Origin of the sequence: Streptomyces sp. NBC_00207 (assembly GCF_045160965.1) — a bacterium.
In the GTDB taxonomy this organism is placed as follows: domain Bacteria; phylum Actinomycetota; class Actinomycetes; order Streptomycetales; family Streptomycetaceae; genus Streptomyces.
In genome coordinates this window covers 6,130,639-6,145,889 of the sequence record NZ_CP130715.1, presented here as the reverse complement: position 1 = coordinate 6,145,889, position 15,251 = coordinate 6,130,639, and the positions used below count along the sequence as shown (strand labels likewise).

At 72.6% G+C, this 15,251-nt stretch carries 17 protein-coding genes; 8 read left to right on the top strand and 9 right to left on the bottom strand.

Going from position 1 to position 15,251, the window contains the following annotated elements; genetic code table 11:
- Together OG472_RS29230 and OG472_RS29225 are read right to left on the bottom strand one after the other, a co-directional pair.
- Nucleotides 1-960, bottom strand: a complete 960-nt coding sequence (locus OG472_RS29230) for a DUF4097 family beta strand repeat-containing protein (protein ID WP_401606597.1) — start codon at nt 958-960, stop codon at nt 1-3.
- Between the two features lie 215 nt (nt 961-1,175).
- Nucleotides 1,176-2,108: a LysR family transcriptional regulator gene (locus OG472_RS29225; protein WP_383562851.1), complete on the bottom strand. Its 933-nt coding sequence runs from the start codon at nt 2,106-2,108 to the stop codon at nt 1,176-1,178.
- A gap of 211 nt (nt 2,109-2,319) precedes the next feature.
- On the opposite strand from OG472_RS29225, the gene snpA reads away from it, so the two are divergent.
- On the top strand, nt 2,320-2,988 hold the full coding sequence (gene snpA, locus OG472_RS29220) for a snapalysin (protein ID WP_401606601.1): 669 nt from the start codon (nt 2,320-2,322) through the stop codon (nt 2,986-2,988).
- 1 nt (nt 2,989) lies between these two features.
- Here the strand turns inward: snpA and OG472_RS29215 are convergent, their stop codons facing one another.
- The 5 genes from OG472_RS29215 to OG472_RS29195 all read right to left on the bottom strand — a co-directional run bounded on the left by OG472_RS29215 (nt 2,990) and on the right by OG472_RS29195 (nt 7,178).
- Nucleotides 2,990-3,193 carry a hypothetical protein gene (locus OG472_RS29215; RefSeq protein WP_401606603.1) on the bottom strand — a complete coding sequence of 68 codons (204 nt, stop codon included), beginning with the start codon at nt 3,191-3,193 and terminating at the stop codon, nt 2,990-2,992.
- A gap of 60 nt (nt 3,194-3,253) precedes the next feature.
- Entirely contained in the window at nt 3,254-3,838 is a 585-nt protein-coding gene (locus OG472_RS29210; protein ID WP_401606606.1) for a dihydrofolate reductase family protein, read from the bottom strand.
- 157 nt (nt 3,839-3,995) lie between these two features.
- Nucleotides 3,996-4,589 (bottom strand): GNAT family N-acetyltransferase, encoded by a 594-nt coding sequence (locus tag OG472_RS29205; RefSeq protein ID WP_405831943.1) that lies wholly within the window; start codon nt 4,587-4,589, stop codon nt 3,996-3,998.
- A gap of 133 nt (nt 4,590-4,722) precedes the next feature.
- Nucleotides 4,723-5,766 (bottom strand): family 2 encapsulin nanocompartment cargo protein polyprenyl transferase, encoded by a 1,044-nt coding sequence (locus OG472_RS29200; protein ID WP_405831941.1) that lies wholly within the window; start codon nt 5,764-5,766, stop codon nt 4,723-4,725.
- A gap of 5 nt (nt 5,767-5,771) precedes the next feature.
- Nucleotides 5,772-7,178, bottom strand: a complete 1,407-nt coding sequence (locus OG472_RS29195) for a family 2B encapsulin nanocompartment shell protein (protein WP_401606611.1) — start codon at nt 7,176-7,178, stop codon at nt 5,772-5,774.
- 236 nt (nt 7,179-7,414) lie between these two features.
- On the opposite strand from OG472_RS29195, the gene OG472_RS29190 reads away from it, so the two are divergent.
- The 4 genes from OG472_RS29190 (at nt 7,415) to OG472_RS29175 (ending at nt 11,033) form a co-directional block, all read left to right on the top strand.
- Nucleotides 7,415-7,870 (top strand): RrF2 family transcriptional regulator, encoded by a 456-nt coding sequence (locus OG472_RS29190; protein WP_405831939.1) that lies wholly within the window; start codon nt 7,415-7,417, stop codon nt 7,868-7,870.
- Between the two features lie 172 nt (nt 7,871-8,042).
- Nucleotides 8,043-9,239 (top strand): globin domain-containing protein, encoded by a 1,197-nt coding sequence (locus OG472_RS29185; RefSeq protein WP_401607830.1) that lies wholly within the window; start codon nt 8,043-8,045, stop codon nt 9,237-9,239.
- Between the two features lie 128 nt (nt 9,240-9,367).
- Nucleotides 9,368-9,958 carry an N-acetylmuramoyl-L-alanine amidase gene (locus OG472_RS29180; protein WP_401606616.1) on the top strand — a complete coding sequence of 197 codons (591 nt, stop codon included), beginning with the start codon at nt 9,368-9,370 and terminating at the stop codon, nt 9,956-9,958.
- 166 nt (nt 9,959-10,124) lie between these two features.
- A complete protein-coding gene (locus tag OG472_RS29175; protein WP_405831937.1) occupies nt 10,125-11,033 on the top strand; it encodes a 1-aminocyclopropane-1-carboxylate deaminase/D-cysteine desulfhydrase in 909 nt (302 codons plus the stop codon).
- Nucleotides 11,034-11,213: 180 nt separating this feature from the next.
- Here OG472_RS29175 and OG472_RS29170 read toward each other — a convergent pair whose 3' ends face one another.
- Nucleotides 11,214-12,794 carry a Na+/H+ antiporter gene (locus tag OG472_RS29170; RefSeq protein WP_401606620.1) on the bottom strand — a complete coding sequence of 527 codons (1,581 nt, stop codon included), beginning with the start codon at nt 12,792-12,794 and terminating at the stop codon, nt 11,214-11,216.
- Nucleotides 12,795-12,848: 54 nt separating this feature from the next.
- Here OG472_RS29170 and OG472_RS29165 point away from each other — a divergent pair, with 54 nt between their 5' ends.
- From OG472_RS29165 to OG472_RS29155, 3 genes are all read left to right on the top strand, one after another.
- Nucleotides 12,849-13,109, top strand: coding sequence for a UBP-type zinc finger domain-containing protein (locus OG472_RS29165; protein WP_383562818.1), 261 nt, complete (start codon nt 12,849-12,851; stop codon nt 13,107-13,109).
- Nucleotides 13,110-13,311: 202 nt separating this feature from the next.
- Nucleotides 13,312-13,725: an anti-sigma regulatory factor gene (locus OG472_RS29160; RefSeq protein WP_033218654.1), complete on the top strand. Its 414-nt coding sequence runs from the start codon at nt 13,312-13,314 to the stop codon at nt 13,723-13,725.
- Nucleotides 13,726-13,736: 11 nt separating this feature from the next.
- Nucleotides 13,737-14,753 carry an RNA polymerase sigma factor SigF gene (locus OG472_RS29155; protein WP_405834956.1) on the top strand — a complete coding sequence of 339 codons (1,017 nt, stop codon included), beginning with the start codon at nt 13,737-13,739 and terminating at the stop codon, nt 14,751-14,753.
- A 21-nt stretch (nt 14,754-14,774) separates the two neighbouring features.
- Here the strand turns inward: OG472_RS29155 and OG472_RS29150 are convergent, their stop codons facing one another.
- Nucleotides 14,775-15,224, bottom strand: a complete 450-nt coding sequence (locus OG472_RS29150; protein WP_405831934.1) for a hypothetical protein — start codon at nt 15,222-15,224, stop codon at nt 14,775-14,777.
- Nucleotides 15,225-15,251: the final 27 nt, after the last annotated feature.

Here is a 15,251-nt window from a genome sequence, read left to right as displayed (position 1 = left end):
TCAGAGCACCTTCTTGTCGAGCGCGAGCGGAGCGGCGGCGGGGGCGTCGGCACCGGCATCGGCCTGCGGGCGGCGCAGCAGCGCGATGCCGCCGGAGACGGTGGTGGCCCGCAGAGTGCCGGAGCCGGAGCCGAGCGTGCCGGTGATCCGCTTGGCGCCCAGCTGGCCGGAGACCCGCAGGTCCTCGAAGGCGTTGGAGACGCCGCCGGTGGCGGTGTTGGCCTCCACGCGGGCGTCGGCGGGGTGCGGGAGGCGGATCGCGACCTGGCCGGACACGGAGTTCAGCGCGATGTCGACGGGGCGCGCGGCCGCCGGGCCGAGGTCCAGGTCGAGGAGCATGTCACCGCTGACCGAGTCGGCCCGTACGCTCACGCCCGCGCCGTCGACGACCGTCAGGCCGCCGGACACCGAATGGAAGCGGAGGTCGCCGGTGACGGACTGGGCCTCGACGCCGCCGGAGACGGTGTGCGCCTTGACCCGGCCGGAGAGCCCGACCAGCGTGGCGTCGCCGGAGACCCCCGTGACCTCGGTGCCGCCGGAGATGCCGGAGACGAAGGCGGTGGCGTCGACCGCGGCCACCTGGACCCGGGTGGCCGCGGGGACGGTGAGGGTGATCGCGGCGCTGCGCTCCCAGGCCTTGCGGCCGGCGGACGAACCGGAGGACCAGGCCTTCCAGGGCTTCGACTCGAACCACTGCTTGAGGCCCTGGGAGCCGTTCCAGGGCACGTCCTCGTAGGAGACGGTGAGGGTGTCGCCGTCCTGCACCACGTACAGCGGCGGTCCGTCGACCTCGGTCACCTCCAGGCGGGCCGGGCCCGCCTCGGCGGCGACCACGTTCACCGTGCCGCTCACGACGCGCACGCGCAGCTCGGTCACCGGCGCCTCGAAGGCGACTTTCTGCGGTTCGGCGATGTGCCAGGTCGACTGCGAAGGCGACGGCCGGGACGACTGCTCTGCCATGGTGCTGATCCTCCTCGTGCGTTCACGGACCGGGCTCGACGCACGCAACATATCGCGTCTTCTGAACAACACGATATATCGCGGCCAAGGGAAGTCAAGCGGGTGCGCGGGCACGCCGGAACGCCGGCGCGGCCGGGTGTTCCAGCGGCGCCGGCGTTCGGGGGTGGGGCTCCGGACGGAGTCCGGGGGCGGGTCGGGGCCGGGCCCGGACTCCGTCAGGCCGCCAGCAGGGGGCTCGCGTGGTGGTGCAGCCAGGCGCGGTACGGGGGCGTGCGCAGGGCCGCCTCGCGATAGGCGGCGCGGAGGTCCTCGTAGACCTCCGCGTGGGCGCCGGGCCGGGTCGCCAGCAGCAGCCGGACGGCGAGGGGGTCCCCCGACAGCGGCCGGATCGCCATGTCCTCGCGCGGCCCGGACGTCGGCTGGCAGGGCGCGACCGCCTCGCCGGAGATGATCAGCGAGGTCGCCGTGTGGTAGTCGGCGTGGAGGACGGGCGGGTCGAGCCCGGCCCCGGCGAAGACCCGCCGCAGCCCGTCCCACTCGCCGTCGACCGAGGGGTCCACCATCCACCGGTCGGCGGCCAGGTCCCGTAAGGAGACCACCGACTGCCCGGCGGCCGGATGGTCCCGGGACATCGACACGAACTGCGGCTCCCGCTCCATCAGCACGTGCATCTGCAGCCCGGACGGCACCCGCAGCGGGCTGCCCTCCACCTCGTGCACGAACGCCACGTCCAGCTGCCCCGAGGCCACCATCCGCAGGAGCGCGTTGGCGGACACGTCCACCACCAGCGAGGTCTCGGTGTCCGGCATCCGCCGGTGCAGCCGGCGCAGCCATCCCGGCAGCGCCCGGCTGGCCGTGGAGCCGATGCGCAGCCGCGGTCCGCGGGCCTGCGCCCGGGCCTCGGCCACCAGCGCGGCCATCTCGGCGAGCAGCGGCCGGGCCCGGCCCAGTACGGTCCGGCCGAAGGGGGTGGGCCGGCAGCCGGTCCGCTCGCGCAGGAACAGCTCGCCGTCCAGGGCCCGTTCGATGCGGCGCAGCTGGGTCGTCAAGGAGGGCTGGCTCACGCCGAGTTGCCGGGCGGCCTTGTGCAGGCTGCCGGCGTCGGCGATGGCGCACAGCGCGCGCAGGTGCCTGACCTCAAGCTCCATGACCCGAGAGTAGGCCGGTCCCGGTGGACCGCACCAGCCACTGATAGCCCCCCGAATCCCGCCATTCTCACGCTAGTTGGGCTGTCGAAATCTTCCCGATAGGCCGGCGCTATCGGGGAGTGACATCATCCGCCGGGCCAGTGAACTCCCGCAGACTCCGGTACCGAACGACCCACCCCCCACCGCACCGGACGAGTAGGAGCTCCCCCACATGCGCCACTCCCGTAAGGCCGTTCTGGCCACGACCGTCGGCCTCGGCCTCGCCGCCGCCCTCGGTGTCACCCCCACCGCCAGCGCCGCTCCCGCCCCCGTCGGCAATGCCGCCACTTACGCCGCGTACGCGGGCTCGCAGGAGAACGAGGCCGCCAACCGCGCCTTCTTCGAGGCCGTGCAGCGCTCGGTCGCCGAGCAGCGCGCCGCGAACCCCGGCGTCCTGGCCGTGACCGTCACGTACAACACCCGCAGCGCACCCAGCTTCCGCAGCCAGATAGCCCGCTCCACGCAGATCTGGAACAGCTCGGTGAGCAACGTCAAGCTCCAGGAGGTGTCCTCCGGCGGGAACTTCTCGTACCGCGAGGGCAACGACTCACGCGGCTCGTACGCGAGCACGGACGGGCACGGCCGGGGTTACATCTTCCTCGACTACCGGCAGAACCAGCAGTACAACTCCACCCGCGTGACCGCGCACGAGACCGGCCACGTGCTGGGCCTTCCGGACCACTATTCGGGCCCGTGCTCCGAGCTGATGTCGGGCGGCGGACCGGGCACCTCGTGCCAGAACGCCACCCCGAACTCCGCCGAGCGGGCGCGCGTCAACCAGCTCTGGGCCAACGGCTTCGCCTCCGGCCTGGGCACGAAGGAGCTCGCCTCCAAGGGCTGAGTCACCGCTCCTCGGGGCCCGCGTAATCGGGGCATCCCGGATTCCGGCAGGGGCCGCGGCCCCACACCGGAATGAAGATCCCGAGTGACTTGCGCCGTCTGACCACCGTGTCGACGCGGCGCCCGCACGCCGGGCACGTCTGCTGTTCGTGCCCGGCCTGCGGGGCGATCGTCTCGTGTGCGCGCTGCTGCTGTTCACCGGCCATACCTCCACGGTAGGCCGGTTCGGCGCGTTTGGGGCCGGAGAGCCCCGGGGACCGGCGAGGTCAGCGCTTGACGGCGTACGAGGTGACGGTCTGGCCGCCGCCGAGGACCTTGACCCCGGTGAGCTCCAGCGGGCGCACCCCGAATCCGGCCCGCGACATCGGCATGCCGGTGCCCACGAGGACGGGGTAGGTCTTGACGATGAACTCGTCGATCTCGTCGATCAGCTGGGTGGCGAGGTCGGCCCCGCCGCAGAGCCAGATGTCGAGCCCGTCCCGGGCCTTGAGCTCGCGGACCCTGGCCGCGACGTCCCCGGAGATCAGCTCGACCTGCGGGTCGGGCGGGGTGGTGAGGGTGCGGGAGACGACGTACTGCCCGGGCAGGTGGCCGTAGGGGCTGGTCATGCCCTGCTTGACGCCGGGCTCGTACGTGTTGCGGCCCATGAGCACCGCGTCGAAGCGCTTCGGCTCGGCGTCGGCCAGCCCCAGCGCCACACGGCCCTGGGCGGAGATGGTCTCCGGGTACTCGGCCTTGAGGAAGTCGATGAACTCGGCATCGAGGTGTGCGTAGAAGAAATCGCCGTCGCCGTCCGGGGCCCCGATGAAGCCGTCGACCGACGTGGCGATGAAGTACGTGAGCTTGCGCAAGCGATTCTCTTCCGTTCGACAGTGCCCCCGCATCGAAGGCACGTCGAGGAAAGTACTTCACTTGAAGTGGTTACGCAAGCCCCCCATACGCCTCCTGCGCGATTCCCGTCCGGATCCGGCCCGATTGCGGCCCGGTCCCCCGCGAGGTCCGACCCTCCTACCCGCGCGGCTTGCGCCACATCGGCCACATCAGCGGCCCCTCCGGCAGCCGCACCGCCTCCCCCGTGAACTCCCACCCGAGCCGCTCGTACAGCCCCTTGCTGCGCTCGCTGCTCGCCTCCAGGTACGCCGGCACGCCCTCGCGGTCGCAGCGCTCCAGCACCGGCCGCATCAGCTCGCTGCCCAGCCCCTGCCCCTGCCGGCCCGGGGCCACCGCGATCATCAGCAGGTACTCGTGCTCCTCCGCCGTCGGGTGCACCGCGCCCGTCAGCCGGCCGACCAGCTCGCACCGCTCGTTGTCCGGGTCGGCCACCGCGCGCATCCGCGCCGGGACCTCGTCCTCCCCCTCGGGCTCACCCTCCGGGATCCGCAGCCACAGCGCCGCCGCCGAGCCGTCCACCGCGTAGTCGATCCGGCCCTCGGCCAGCGCCACGTCCACGAAGACGCCGAGGAACTTCCCGTGCACCGCGGCCCGGTGCTCCGGGTCCGGGAAGACCCAGCTGCTCACCGGGTCCGTACGGAAGGCCTCGTCGAGCAGCCGGGCCACCGCGTCCCGGTCCGACTGACCCGCCTGACGTATCTCCAGCACCACTGGTCACACCCTTCGCTCACGCGTCAACAACCGTGAGCGATCCTAGAGTTGACGCGGACCCGCGGTAAGGCCCGTTCCGGCACCGTGCCGTGCCGGAACAGGCCCCGGCCCTGTCCTGCCGACGGCGCCGGGCTCACCGCGTGCGGCGCGTCACGAACTCCGCGAGTGCCAGCAGCCCGCCCGCCGCCGCGAGGTCCGGCACGGCGCGGGACAGCTGCTGGACCGCCCGCCCCATCCGGTCCGCGGCATGGGTCTGCGCCCAGTCGCGCCCGCCGGCCCGGTCCACCGCGTCCGCCGCGGCGCGCACGTCGCCCCCGGTCATGGGGCCCGCGTACAGGGCGGCCAGCTCCTCCCCCGCCGCGGTGCCCGAGGTGAGGGCGGCCACGACCGGGAGGGACTTCTTGCGGGCGATCAGATCGGCCCCGGCGGGCTTGCCGGTGTGCCCCGGATCCCCCCAGATGCCGATCAGGTCGTCGATGAGCTGGAAGGCCAGCCCGGCCTCCCGGCCGAAGGCGTCCATGGCGTCGACCTCGTCCGGCCCGGCTCCCGCGTACAGCGCGCCGAGCGCGCACGCGCAGCCCAGCAGCGCCCCGGTCTTGGCCGTGGCCATGGCCAGGCACTCGTCGAGGGAGACGTGCGGGCGCCGCTCGAAGGCGCAGTCCGCCTGCTGGCCGGCGCACAGCTCGATGATGCACGCGGCGAGCCGGGACGAGGCTGCCGCGGAAGCCGGATGCGGATCCTCCGCGAGCTGGCGCAGTGCGAGCGCCATCATGGCATCGCCCGTGATGATCGCGTCCGGAATGCCGAAGACGGTCCATGCGGTGGGGCGGCCGCGCCGCCGGACGTCCTTGTCGATGACGTCGTCGTGCAGCAGCGTGAAGTTGTGCGCCAGCTCCACCGCCACCGCCGCCCGTACGGCTTCGTCGCCCTTGCCCGCCCCCGGCCCGGCGAGGGCCTGGGCGGCGGCCAGGACCAGGGCCGGCCGGATGGCCTTGCCTGCGCCGCCCTCGGCCGGGGTGCCGTCCTCGCGCTCCCAGCCGAAGTGGTACATCGCCACGCGGCGCATCCCCCCGGGCAGGGTCTCGACCGTCCGGCGCAGCTCGGGGTTGACCGTTTCCCTCGTCTGTTCCAGGAGGGCCGCGGCCTCCTGGCCCTCACCGGTCGCGGTGGCGTTCACCGTGCTCAGCGCCAGCGGCCGATCTCGACGTTCTCCAGCACGCCGAGCGCGTCCGGCACCAGCACGGCGGCGGAGAAGTAGGCGGTGACCAGGTACGAGATGATCGCCTGCTCGCTGATCCCCATGAAGCGGACCGACAGGCTCGGCTCGATCTCGTCCGGGATGCCGGGCTGGTGCAGTCCGATCACGCCCTGCTCGTCCTCGCCGGTGCGCATGCACAGGATGGACGTGGTCCGGGCGTCGCTGATCGGGATCTTGTTGCTCGGGAAGATCGGCACTCCGCGCCAGGACGGCACCCGGTTGCCGTCGATCTCCACCGACTCCGGGTAGAGCCCCCGCTTGTTGCACTCGCGGCCGAAGGCGGCGATCGCCTTGGGGTGGGCCAGGAAGAGCTTGGAGCCGCGCCGCATGCTGAGCAGCTGGTCCATGTCGTCGGGGCTGGGCGCGCCGTCGTGGGGCTGGATGCGCTGGTCGTAGTCGGCGTTGTGGAGCAGGCCGAAGTCGCGGTTGTTGAGCATCTCGTGCTCCTGGCGCTCGCGCAGCGCCTCGACCGTGAGCCGCAACTGCTGCTCGGTCTGGTTCATCGGGTGGTTGTAGAGGTCCGCGACGCGGCTGTGTACCCGCAGGACCGTTTGTGCAATGGAGAGTTCGTACTCGCGCGGGCGCGCCTCGTAGTCCACGAATGTGCCGGGGAGGACGGCCTCGCCCTGGTGGCCGGCGGAGAGGTCGATCGCGGCCTCGCCGTACTTGTTGGTGCGCTGGGCGGGCAGCGTCCGTACGTTCTCCAGGTGCTCGCGCAGCGAGTCGACCCGGTCGGCGAGCAGCTGGAAGTCCTGGCGGGTCAGGACCAGCGCGGTGCCGGCGGTGGCGGCGCGGGCGGTGTACTCCCAAATCGATTCTTCATCGACGAGGGAGTCCTCGCCGAAGTACGCGCCGTCGGCCACGGTCTGCAGGACGGCGTCGTCGCCGTAGGGGCCCGGGCCGATCTGGTCGATGCGCCCGTGGGCGAGAAGGAACACCTGGTCGGCGGGGCTGCCGAATGCTGTCAGCTCCTGGCCCGCCTCGAAGTCGATCTGGCGGCACCGCTGGGCCAGTTCACCGAGGACGTCGAGGTCCTCGTAGTCGCGCAGCAGCGGGAGCTCGCCGAGCTCGGCGGGGATCACCTGGACCTGGGTACCGGTCTTGATGAACTCGACGACGCCGTTGCCGACCGAGTAGCTCAGCCGGCGGTTGACGCGGTACGTGCCGCCCTGCACCGACACCCACGGCAGCATCTTCAGGAGCCACCGCGAGGTGATCTCCTGCATCTGCGGCGCCGACTTGGTGGTGGTTGCCAAGTTCCGCGCGGCCGTCGTCCCGAGACTGCGCTGTGGTGCCTGGGCCTCGGGTTCGGAACCCGCCTGGACCGACATGTATTTCCCTTTCGATCACTCCATGGATCTGCGGGATCAGCCTTTCAGTACAGAACGTGATGGGACCATTACACAAAAGGGTGGGACTAGTCCGTCCGGGTGCGGGGCACCCTTTCAGGCCTCCTCCCTCTCCCAGGCACCCCACACGCCCCTCACACCCCATGAATTTCGGCCAGGCAGCCCCCGCGCGGGCGTCAAAACTTGCAGACGAGATGCAAGTTTCCTACGGTGACCCCATGCGGCTGACCCGATTCACCGACCTGGCGCTGCGCGTCCTGATGCGCCTGGCGGTCGAGGAGACCGAACTCCCGACCACCCGCGACGTGGCGGCGACCATGGAGGTCCCGTACACCCACACGGCCAAAGTGGTCGCCAGGCTGCAGCACCTCGGGCTGGTGGAAGCGCGGCGCGGCCGCGGCGGCGGGCTCACCCTGACCTCCGCGGGGCGGGCCGCCTCGGTGGGCGCAGTGGTGCGCGAGCTGGAGGGTGCGGGCGACGTCGTGGACTGCGACGGCACCACCCCCTGCCCACTGCGCGGGGCCTGCCTGCTGCGCGGGGCGCTGCGCAGGGCCCAGGAGGCCTTCTTCGCCGCACTGGACCCGCTGACGGTGAACGACCTGGTGGCAACCCCGACCGGACCGCTCCTGCTGGGCATTTCCGGCCGGGCGCCGTCGGGGGCCGGCGGGCCCTGACGGCCCGGCCGGATGGCCGGTTCACACCGCCCGGCGACCCGACGGGACCGGCCCCGCCAAGACGTCCGAACAGAAGTCCGCACGAGCCCGGGCCCCCACCGGCCGCACATTTCCGCGACCATAAATACGCATCTCACATACCAATTCATTCACGCTCACGCGAGGAGTCATGATGCTTTCCGAGAAGTCGACCGCGACCGTACGCGCCACCCTTCCCGCCGTCGGGGCGGCGATCGGCGAGATCACGGAGCTCTTCTACACGAAGCTCTTCGCGGCCCACCCGGCGCTGATCCGGGACCTCTTCAACCGCGGCAACCAGAACGCGGGCCTCCAGAAGCAGGCCCTCGCGGGGTCCATCGCCGCCTTCGCCGTCCACCTCCTGGAGCACCCCGACACCCGCCCCGACGTGATGCTCGGCCGCATCGCCCACAAGCACGCCAGCCTCGGCGTCACCCGCGAGCAGTACGCGGTCGTCCACGAGCACCTCTTCGCGGCCATCGCGGAGATCCTCGGCGAGGCCGTCACCCCCGAGGTCGCTCAGGCCTGGGACGAGGTCTACTGGCTGATGGCGGGGGCCCTCGTCGCCATCGAGGAGCGCCTGTACGCCGAACAGCAGGTCACCGCCGGGGACGTGTGGCGCGAGTGGACCGTCACCGGCCGGGTGGAGGAGACGGCCGACTGCACCACCTTCCGGCTGGCCCCCGCGGACGGCGCCCCCGCACCCGGGTTCAAGCCCGGACAGTACGTGTCGGTCCAGGTCGAACTCCCCGACGGCGCCCGCCAGATCCGGCAGTACAGCCTGTCCTGCCCGCCCGGCTCCCCGGTCCGCACGATCACCGTCAAGCGGGTCCACGGCCCGGCCGCCGCGGGCCCCGACGGCGAGGTCTCCAACCACCTGCACGCCCGCGTCCGCACCGGCGACACCCTGCGGGTCTCGGCCCCGTACGGCGACCTGGTCCTGCGGGACTCGACGGCCCCGGTCCTGCTCGCCTCGGCCGGGATCGGCTGCACCCCGATGCTCTCGATGCTGGAGCACCTCGCCGACACCGGGCACGCCGCCCCGGTGACGGTGCTGCACGCCGACCGCTCCCCCGCCGACCACCCGATGCGGGACGACCACCGGGCCCTGACGCACAAACTGGCCGACGCCTCGGCCCGGTTCTGGTACGAGGAGGCGGCGGAGCCGGGCGACGGCGAGGGCCTCATGGACCTCTCGGCCGTCCCCGTCGCCCCCGGCACCCACGCCTACCTGTGCGGGCCGCTGCCCTTCATGCGCTCCGTGCGCGAGCAGCTGATCGCCGGGGGCGTGCCGGCCGCCGACATCCACTACGAGGTGTTCGGCCCCGACCTGTGGCTCGCTTCCGCGTGAGCCGTGTCCGGATCGGCTCGCTCGCCGTACGAAAACACTAGCCGCGGAAGGGTCGCCTCCACTAAACCGTAGCGTGATGGGACGAACACACAGGGTGTCCGTCCCGCACCGCAACGAAGGAGGCGGCCATGGCCGCACCCATGTCCGCGGACCGGTTCATCGACGCACTGCGGCGCGAGGGTCTGACCGTCGTCGAGGTCGGCGCCTGGCGCACCCACAACCGCAACCACAAGGGCCCCTGGGGCCCGGTGCACGGGGTGATGATCCACCACACCGTCACGCGCGGCACCCCGTACACCGTCCAGCTCTGCCGGGAGGGCCACAGCGCCCTGCCGGGCCCGCTCTGCCACGGCGTGATCGCCAAGGACGGCCGGGTCCACCTGGTCGGCTACGGCCGCGCCAACCACGCCGGCCTCGGCGACTCCGACGTCCTCGCGGCGGTGATCGCGGAGAAGCGGCTCCCACCGGACAACCAGGCCGACACCGACGGCAACCGCCACTTCTACGGCTTCGAGTGCGAGAACCTCGGCGACGGCGAGGACCCCTGGCCGGCGGTCCAGCTCGACGCCATCGCCCGTGCCTCGGCGGCCGTCTGCCGGATCCACCGCTGGACGGCGCGCTCGGTGATCGGCCACCGCGAATGGCAGCCCGGCAAGGTCGACCCCCGGGGCTTCACGATGGACTCCATGCGCAACCGCATCGCCGAGCGCCTGAAGTAGCCGGCCCGGCCGCGGCTCCGGACCGTCGTCCCCGGAGCCGCGCCGGGGACGACGGCGGAGCGTTGCCACCGGCTCCGCACGGCACGTGGAGACCCCTCGGGGCCGGACCGCGCCCGTCGTGCCGTGAGGTGCGGCGGCGCGGGGAGGGGCACCCCACAATGGACGGGTGGACCGGCCCGCGAACCTCGACGCCTTCTTGCAGCCGCGCCCGCCGTCCCCGCTCGTCGAGGCGGCGGACGAGCGGTTCGCGGCGCACGGCGTACGGCTGCTCCTGAAACGGGACGACCTCGTCCACCCGGAACTGCCCGGCAACAAGTGGCGCAAGCTCGCGCCGAACCTCCGGGCCGCGGTGGAGGCGGGGCACGACACGCTGATCACCTTCGGCGGGGCCTACTCGAACCACCTGCGGGCCACCGCGGCCGCCGGGCGGCTGCTGGGCCTGCGGACCGTCGGCGTCGTGCGCGGCGACGAGCTCGCCGGCCGGCCCCTGAACGACTCCCTCGCCCGCTGCGCGGCGGACGGCATGCGGCTGCACTTCGTGTCCCGGTCGCGCTACCGCGCCAAGGCCGACCCGCAGGCGCTGGCACTGCTGCTGGACGAGGCGGGCGCGAGCCGCGCGTACGTCGTCCCGGAGGGCGGCAGCAACGCCCTCGCCCTGGCGGGCTGCGCGGAGCTGGGCCACGAGCTGCGGGGCGCCGCCGACGTGGCGGCCGTGGCCTGCGGCACCGGCGGGACCCTGGCGGGCCTCGCGGCCGGCCTCGCCCCCGGCCAGCGGGCGCTGGGCGTCCCCGTCCTGGCGGGCGGCTTCCTGACTGCGGAGATACGTTCCCTCCAGAGCGAGGCGTACGGCGGCCCGGTCGGCGACTGGTCCCTGGCCGAGGACTTCCACCACGGCGGCTACGCCCGCGTCCCGGCCGCACTGGAGGCCTTCGCCGCCGACTTCGAGTCCCGGCACGGCCTCCCGGTGGAGCGGATCTACGTGGCCAAGCTCCTGTGGGCCCTCACCGCCCTCACCTCCTCCGGCGCCTTCCCGCACGGCACCGTCCTGGCCGCGATCGTCACGGGCCGCCCGTAGCCGGACGTCTCAGCCCCGCCGGGGCCCCTACCGGCGGTGGCCAGGGGAGTTCGAGGCACCGGGGGCACTCCCAGTGGTCGCCGGGGGCCGGGGGCGGAGCCCCGCGCAACGGTGCCGCACCCCTGCGCGGTGGCGCCCGGCGCGGCCGTGCCGGGGGACCTGCCGGGCACCCCGCAGGGGCTACGTCGACTCGCGGTACGCCGCCGCCTCCTCCAGGTCCAGCCTGCGCAGCAGGGCCCGCAGCATCTCGTCGTCGATCCGCCGGCGGTCCCGCAGCGCGACGAAGACCTCCCGCTCCGCCTCGATCATGTCCCGCGCGAGCCTGCGGTAGATGTCGTCCGCCGACTCCCCGGTGAGCGGGTTGACCTCGCCCAGCCGTTCCCACACGGCGTTGCGCCGCCGCTCCAGCACCGTGCGCAGCCGCTCCGCCAGCGGGGGCGGCAGGGTGCTGTTCTCCGGTTCCTCCAGCAGCTCCGCCAGCCGCTCCTCCGCCGCCCGCGAGGCCTCGCTCTGGGCCTGCGCCTCCGCCAGCGTCTCGGCCTGCACGTCCTTGGGCGGCAGCTTCAGCACCCTGATCAGGGGCGGCAGCGTCAACCCCTGCACCACCAGCGTCCCGATGACGGTCGTGAAGGTCAGGAAGAGGATCAGGTTCCGGTGCGGCACCGTGACCGGCACGGAGAAGGCGATGGCGAGCGAGACCACTCCGCGCATCCCGGCCCATCCCACGATCACCGGGGCCTTCCAGTCGGTGTCCGGCTCCCTCGACCGGATCCGCGGGGAGATCCAGCGCGGTACGAAGGTCGCCGGGAACACCCACAGGAACCGGGCCACCACCACCGCGAGGAACACGGCGATCGCGTACCAGGCCGCGTGCAGGTCCTCGTACTCCCCCAGCCCCTTCAGGACCACCGGAAGCTGGAGCCCGATCAGCGCGAAGACCACCGACTCCAGCACGAAGGCGACCACCTTCCACACCGCCTCCTCCTGGAGCCGGGTGGCGAAGTCGACCTGCCAGTTCCGGTGTCCGAGGTACAGCGCGACCACGACCACGGCCAGCACCCCGGAGGCGTGCACCCGCTCGGCCGCCGCGTACGCCACGAAGGGGATCAGCAGCGAGAGGGTGTTCTGGAGCAGCGGTTCCTTCAGCCGCGTGCGCAGGTGGTGGATCGGCACCATCAGCAGCAGGCCCACGGCGATTCCGCCGACCGAGGCCAGCAGGAACTCCTCGATCCCGCCCGCCCAGCCGGCGCTCACCCCGACCGCCGCCGCCAGCGCCACCTTGTAGGCGGTGATCGCGGTGGCGTCGTTGACGAGGGACTCGCCCTGGAGGATCGTCGTGATCCGGTTCGGCAGCCGGAGCTTGCGGGCGATCGCGGTCGCGGCGACCGCGTCGGGCGGCGCGATCACGGCGCCCAGCACCAGGGCCACCGGCACGGACAGCCCCGGCACCAGCAGGTACGCCGCGTACCCGACGGCGAGCGTCGCGAAGAGCACGTAGCCCACCGAGAGCATCGCGATCGGCCTGATGTTGGCCCGCAGGTCCAGGTACGAGCTGTCCACGGCGGCCGTGTACAGCAGGGGCGGCAGCAGCAGCGGCAGCACGATGTGCGGGTCGAGGGTGTACGAGGGCACGCCCGGGAGGTACGCGGCCAGCAGGCCCGCGGCGACGAGCAGCAGCGGCGCGGGCACGGGCGTACGCCGGGCCAGCCCCGCGACGGCCGCGCTGCCCGCGACGAGCGCCACCAGCGGCAATACCTCCATCGAAGATCCACCTCATCCGTCACGTGCCCGCACCGCGGCTTTACGCTGGTCATCATGAGCGAGTGCACCCATGTTGCCGAACTGCCGCGCCCCGAGCCGATCCCCTCTGCGCAGACCTGTCCCGAATGTCTGGCGCTCGGCAGCCATCCCGTGCAACTGCGGATGTGTCTCTGGTGCGGGAACGTCGCCTGCTGCGACTCCTCCCCCTTCCGGCACGCCACCGCGCACCATCAGGAGACCGGCCATCCGGTGATGCGGAGCTTCGAACCGGGCGAGACCTGGCGATGGTGTTTTGTCGACGGTTCGATCGTCTGAGGCGGGGTAGGTCAACCCTCCGCCGGTTCCCCCGATTTGGGCCCCGCAGACCCCTAGCCACTGTGCGTACCCATGGGCTTACCATCAGTCACTGGCCGTAGGCGGGTGTCCAAGCGGGCGCCAAGAGGGGTGCCGCGACACGATCGCCCGGATCGCGATAGCGTCACCGGCGAACAGAGCTCGTACCACCTTGGAGGTGAGGGTGTCCCAGATCGCAGGCGAGCCCGGGACTCAGGACTTCGTGGAAGTCCGGCTGCCCGCTGCGGGTGCCTACCTGTCGGTGTTGCGCACGGCCACGGCCGGTCTCGCAGCACGTTTGGACTTCACCCTCGACGAGATCGAGGACCTCCGCATCGCGGTGGACGAGGCCTGCGCGATCCTGCTCCAGCAGGCCGTGCCGGGCTCCGTCCTCAGCTGCGTGTTCCGGCTGATCGACGATTCGCTGGAGGTGACCGTCTCGGCACCGACCACCGACGGGCGCGCACCGGAGCGTGACACGTTCGCGTGGACGGTCCTGTCGGCGCTGGCCGGCAAGGTCGAGGCCACGGTCGAGGAGAACAAGACGGTGAGCATCAGCCTCTACAAACAGCGCGGCGCGGGACCAGGCCCGGCGTGAGCGGCGGGGAGATCCCGGTGCGGGGCGGGGATCGGCCCCGGGTACGGCACGAGGTCGACGGCGGCATCCCGGAGCAGCAGCACGCCCGGCCGCACCCGGCTGACGCGGATGCGGAAGACGGCTTTTTGGACTCGGCGGAGCGACGGGCGGGCCCTATGAGCGAGAACCAGCACGACCAACCACAGCCACCGGAGGCCACGGCCCCCGTGGCGCCGGCGGCACCGGCGGCACCGGCGGCGCCGGTGTTCCCGGTGACCCCGGCGCTGCCGGATCCGCGTGACCGCAGCGGCGCGCGGGCCCTCTTCATCGAGCTGCGGGCGCTGCCCGACGGGTCGGCGGAGAAGGCGGAGCTGCGCAACCGGCTCGTACGGATGCACCTGCCGCTGGTCGAACACCTGGCCAGGCGCTTCCGCAACCGCGGCGAGCCGCTGGACGACCTGACCCAGGTCGCCACGATCGGCCTCATCAAATCGGTGGACCGGTTCGACCCCGACCGCGGGGTCGAGTTCTCCACGTACGCCACGCCCACGGTGGTCGGCGAGATCAAGCGCCACTTCCGTGACAAGGGCTGGGCCGTTCGGGTGCCCCGGCGCCTGCAGGAGCTGCGGCTCTCGCTGACGACGGCCACGGCCGAGCTCTCCCAGCAGCACGGGCGCTCCCCCACGGTGCACGAACTGGCCGAACGGCTGGGGATCTCAGAGGAGGAGGTGCTGGAGGGGCTGGAATCGGCCAATGCCTACAGCACGCTCTCGCTGGACGTCCCGGACACCGACGACGAGTCGCCGGCGGTCGCGGACACCCTGGGCGCGGAGGACGAGGCCCTGGAGGGCGTCGAGTACCGCGAGTCCCTCAAGCCGCTGCTGGAGGGGCTGCCGCCGCGGGAGAAGCGGATCCTGCTGCTTCGGTTCTTCGGCAACATGACCCAGTCGCAGATCGCCCAGGAGGTGGGCATCTCCCAGATGCACGTCTCCCGGCTGCTGGCCCGCACCCTGGCCCAGCTCCGCGAGAAGCTGCTGGTCGAGGAGTAGGACCAGACGCCGGACGTCCGGTTATCGGGCCTGCTCGCCGGGCCCGATACCGAGCGCCTCGGTCGCCGTCGGGTTCACCAGGAGCGCCACGACGGCCACCGCGGCCAAGGCCAGCGCCACCGCGGCGGCGACCATCGGGCCGCCGGTGCTGTAGAGGGTCCAGGCCACCGGCAGCGCCATCAGCTGGGTGATCAGTGCCGGGCCGCGGCTCCAGCGGCGGCCCAGGCGCAGCCCGCGGGCCGCGATCAGCGGCAGCGCGGCGAGGGCGAGCACGGTGAGCCCGCCCGTCTCGGCCTGCTGCGGGGAGTCGGGGTCGCCGGCGATGCCCACGAACAGCATGTAGACACCGAGGCCGGCCAGCGCCAGGCCTTCCAGCGCGGTGAGCGCGGCGGCGGCGGTCAGCCGGCCGGGCAGCCCGGCGGGCGGTGCGGCGGTGGGGGCGGGGGCCTGCGCAGGCTGCTTCTTACTCACTCCAGCAGGGTAGCGGCGGGCCCCGGA

What these genes read in the sequence shown, in the direction of transcription:
- OG472_RS29170 (WP_401606620.1), bottom strand. Translation starts at nt 12,794, where the DNA reads ATGGAGGTATTGCCGCTGGTGGCGCTCGTCGCGGGCAGCGCGGCCGTC.
- OG472_RS29190 (WP_405831939.1), top strand. Translation starts at nt 7,415, where the DNA reads ATGCGGCTGACCCGATTCACCGACCTGGCGCTGCGCGTCCTGATGCGC.
- OG472_RS29165 (WP_383562818.1), top strand. Translation starts at nt 12,849, where the DNA reads ATGAGCGAGTGCACCCATGTTGCCGAACTGCCGCGCCCCGAGCCGATC.
- OG472_RS29185 (WP_401607830.1), top strand. Translation starts at nt 8,043, where the DNA reads ATGCTTTCCGAGAAGTCGACCGCGACCGTACGCGCCACCCTTCCCGCC.
- OG472_RS29230 (WP_401606597.1), bottom strand. Translation starts at nt 960, where the DNA reads ATGGCAGAGCAGTCGTCCCGGCCGTCGCCTTCGCAGTCGACCTGGCAC.
- OG472_RS29195 (WP_401606611.1), bottom strand. Translation starts at nt 7,178, where the DNA reads ATGTCGGTCCAGGCGGGTTCCGAACCCGAGGCCCAGGCACCACAGCGC.
- OG472_RS29215 (WP_401606603.1), bottom strand. Translation starts at nt 3,193, where the DNA reads ATGGCCGGTGAACAGCAGCAGCGCGCACACGAGACGATCGCCCCGCAG.
- snpA (WP_401606601.1), top strand. Translation starts at nt 2,320, where the DNA reads ATGCGCCACTCCCGTAAGGCCGTTCTGGCCACGACCGTCGGCCTCGGC.
- OG472_RS29180 (WP_401606616.1), top strand. Translation starts at nt 9,368, where the DNA reads ATGGCCGCACCCATGTCCGCGGACCGGTTCATCGACGCACTGCGGCGC.
- OG472_RS29225 (WP_383562851.1), bottom strand. Translation starts at nt 2,108, where the DNA reads ATGGAGCTTGAGGTCAGGCACCTGCGCGCGCTGTGCGCCATCGCCGAC.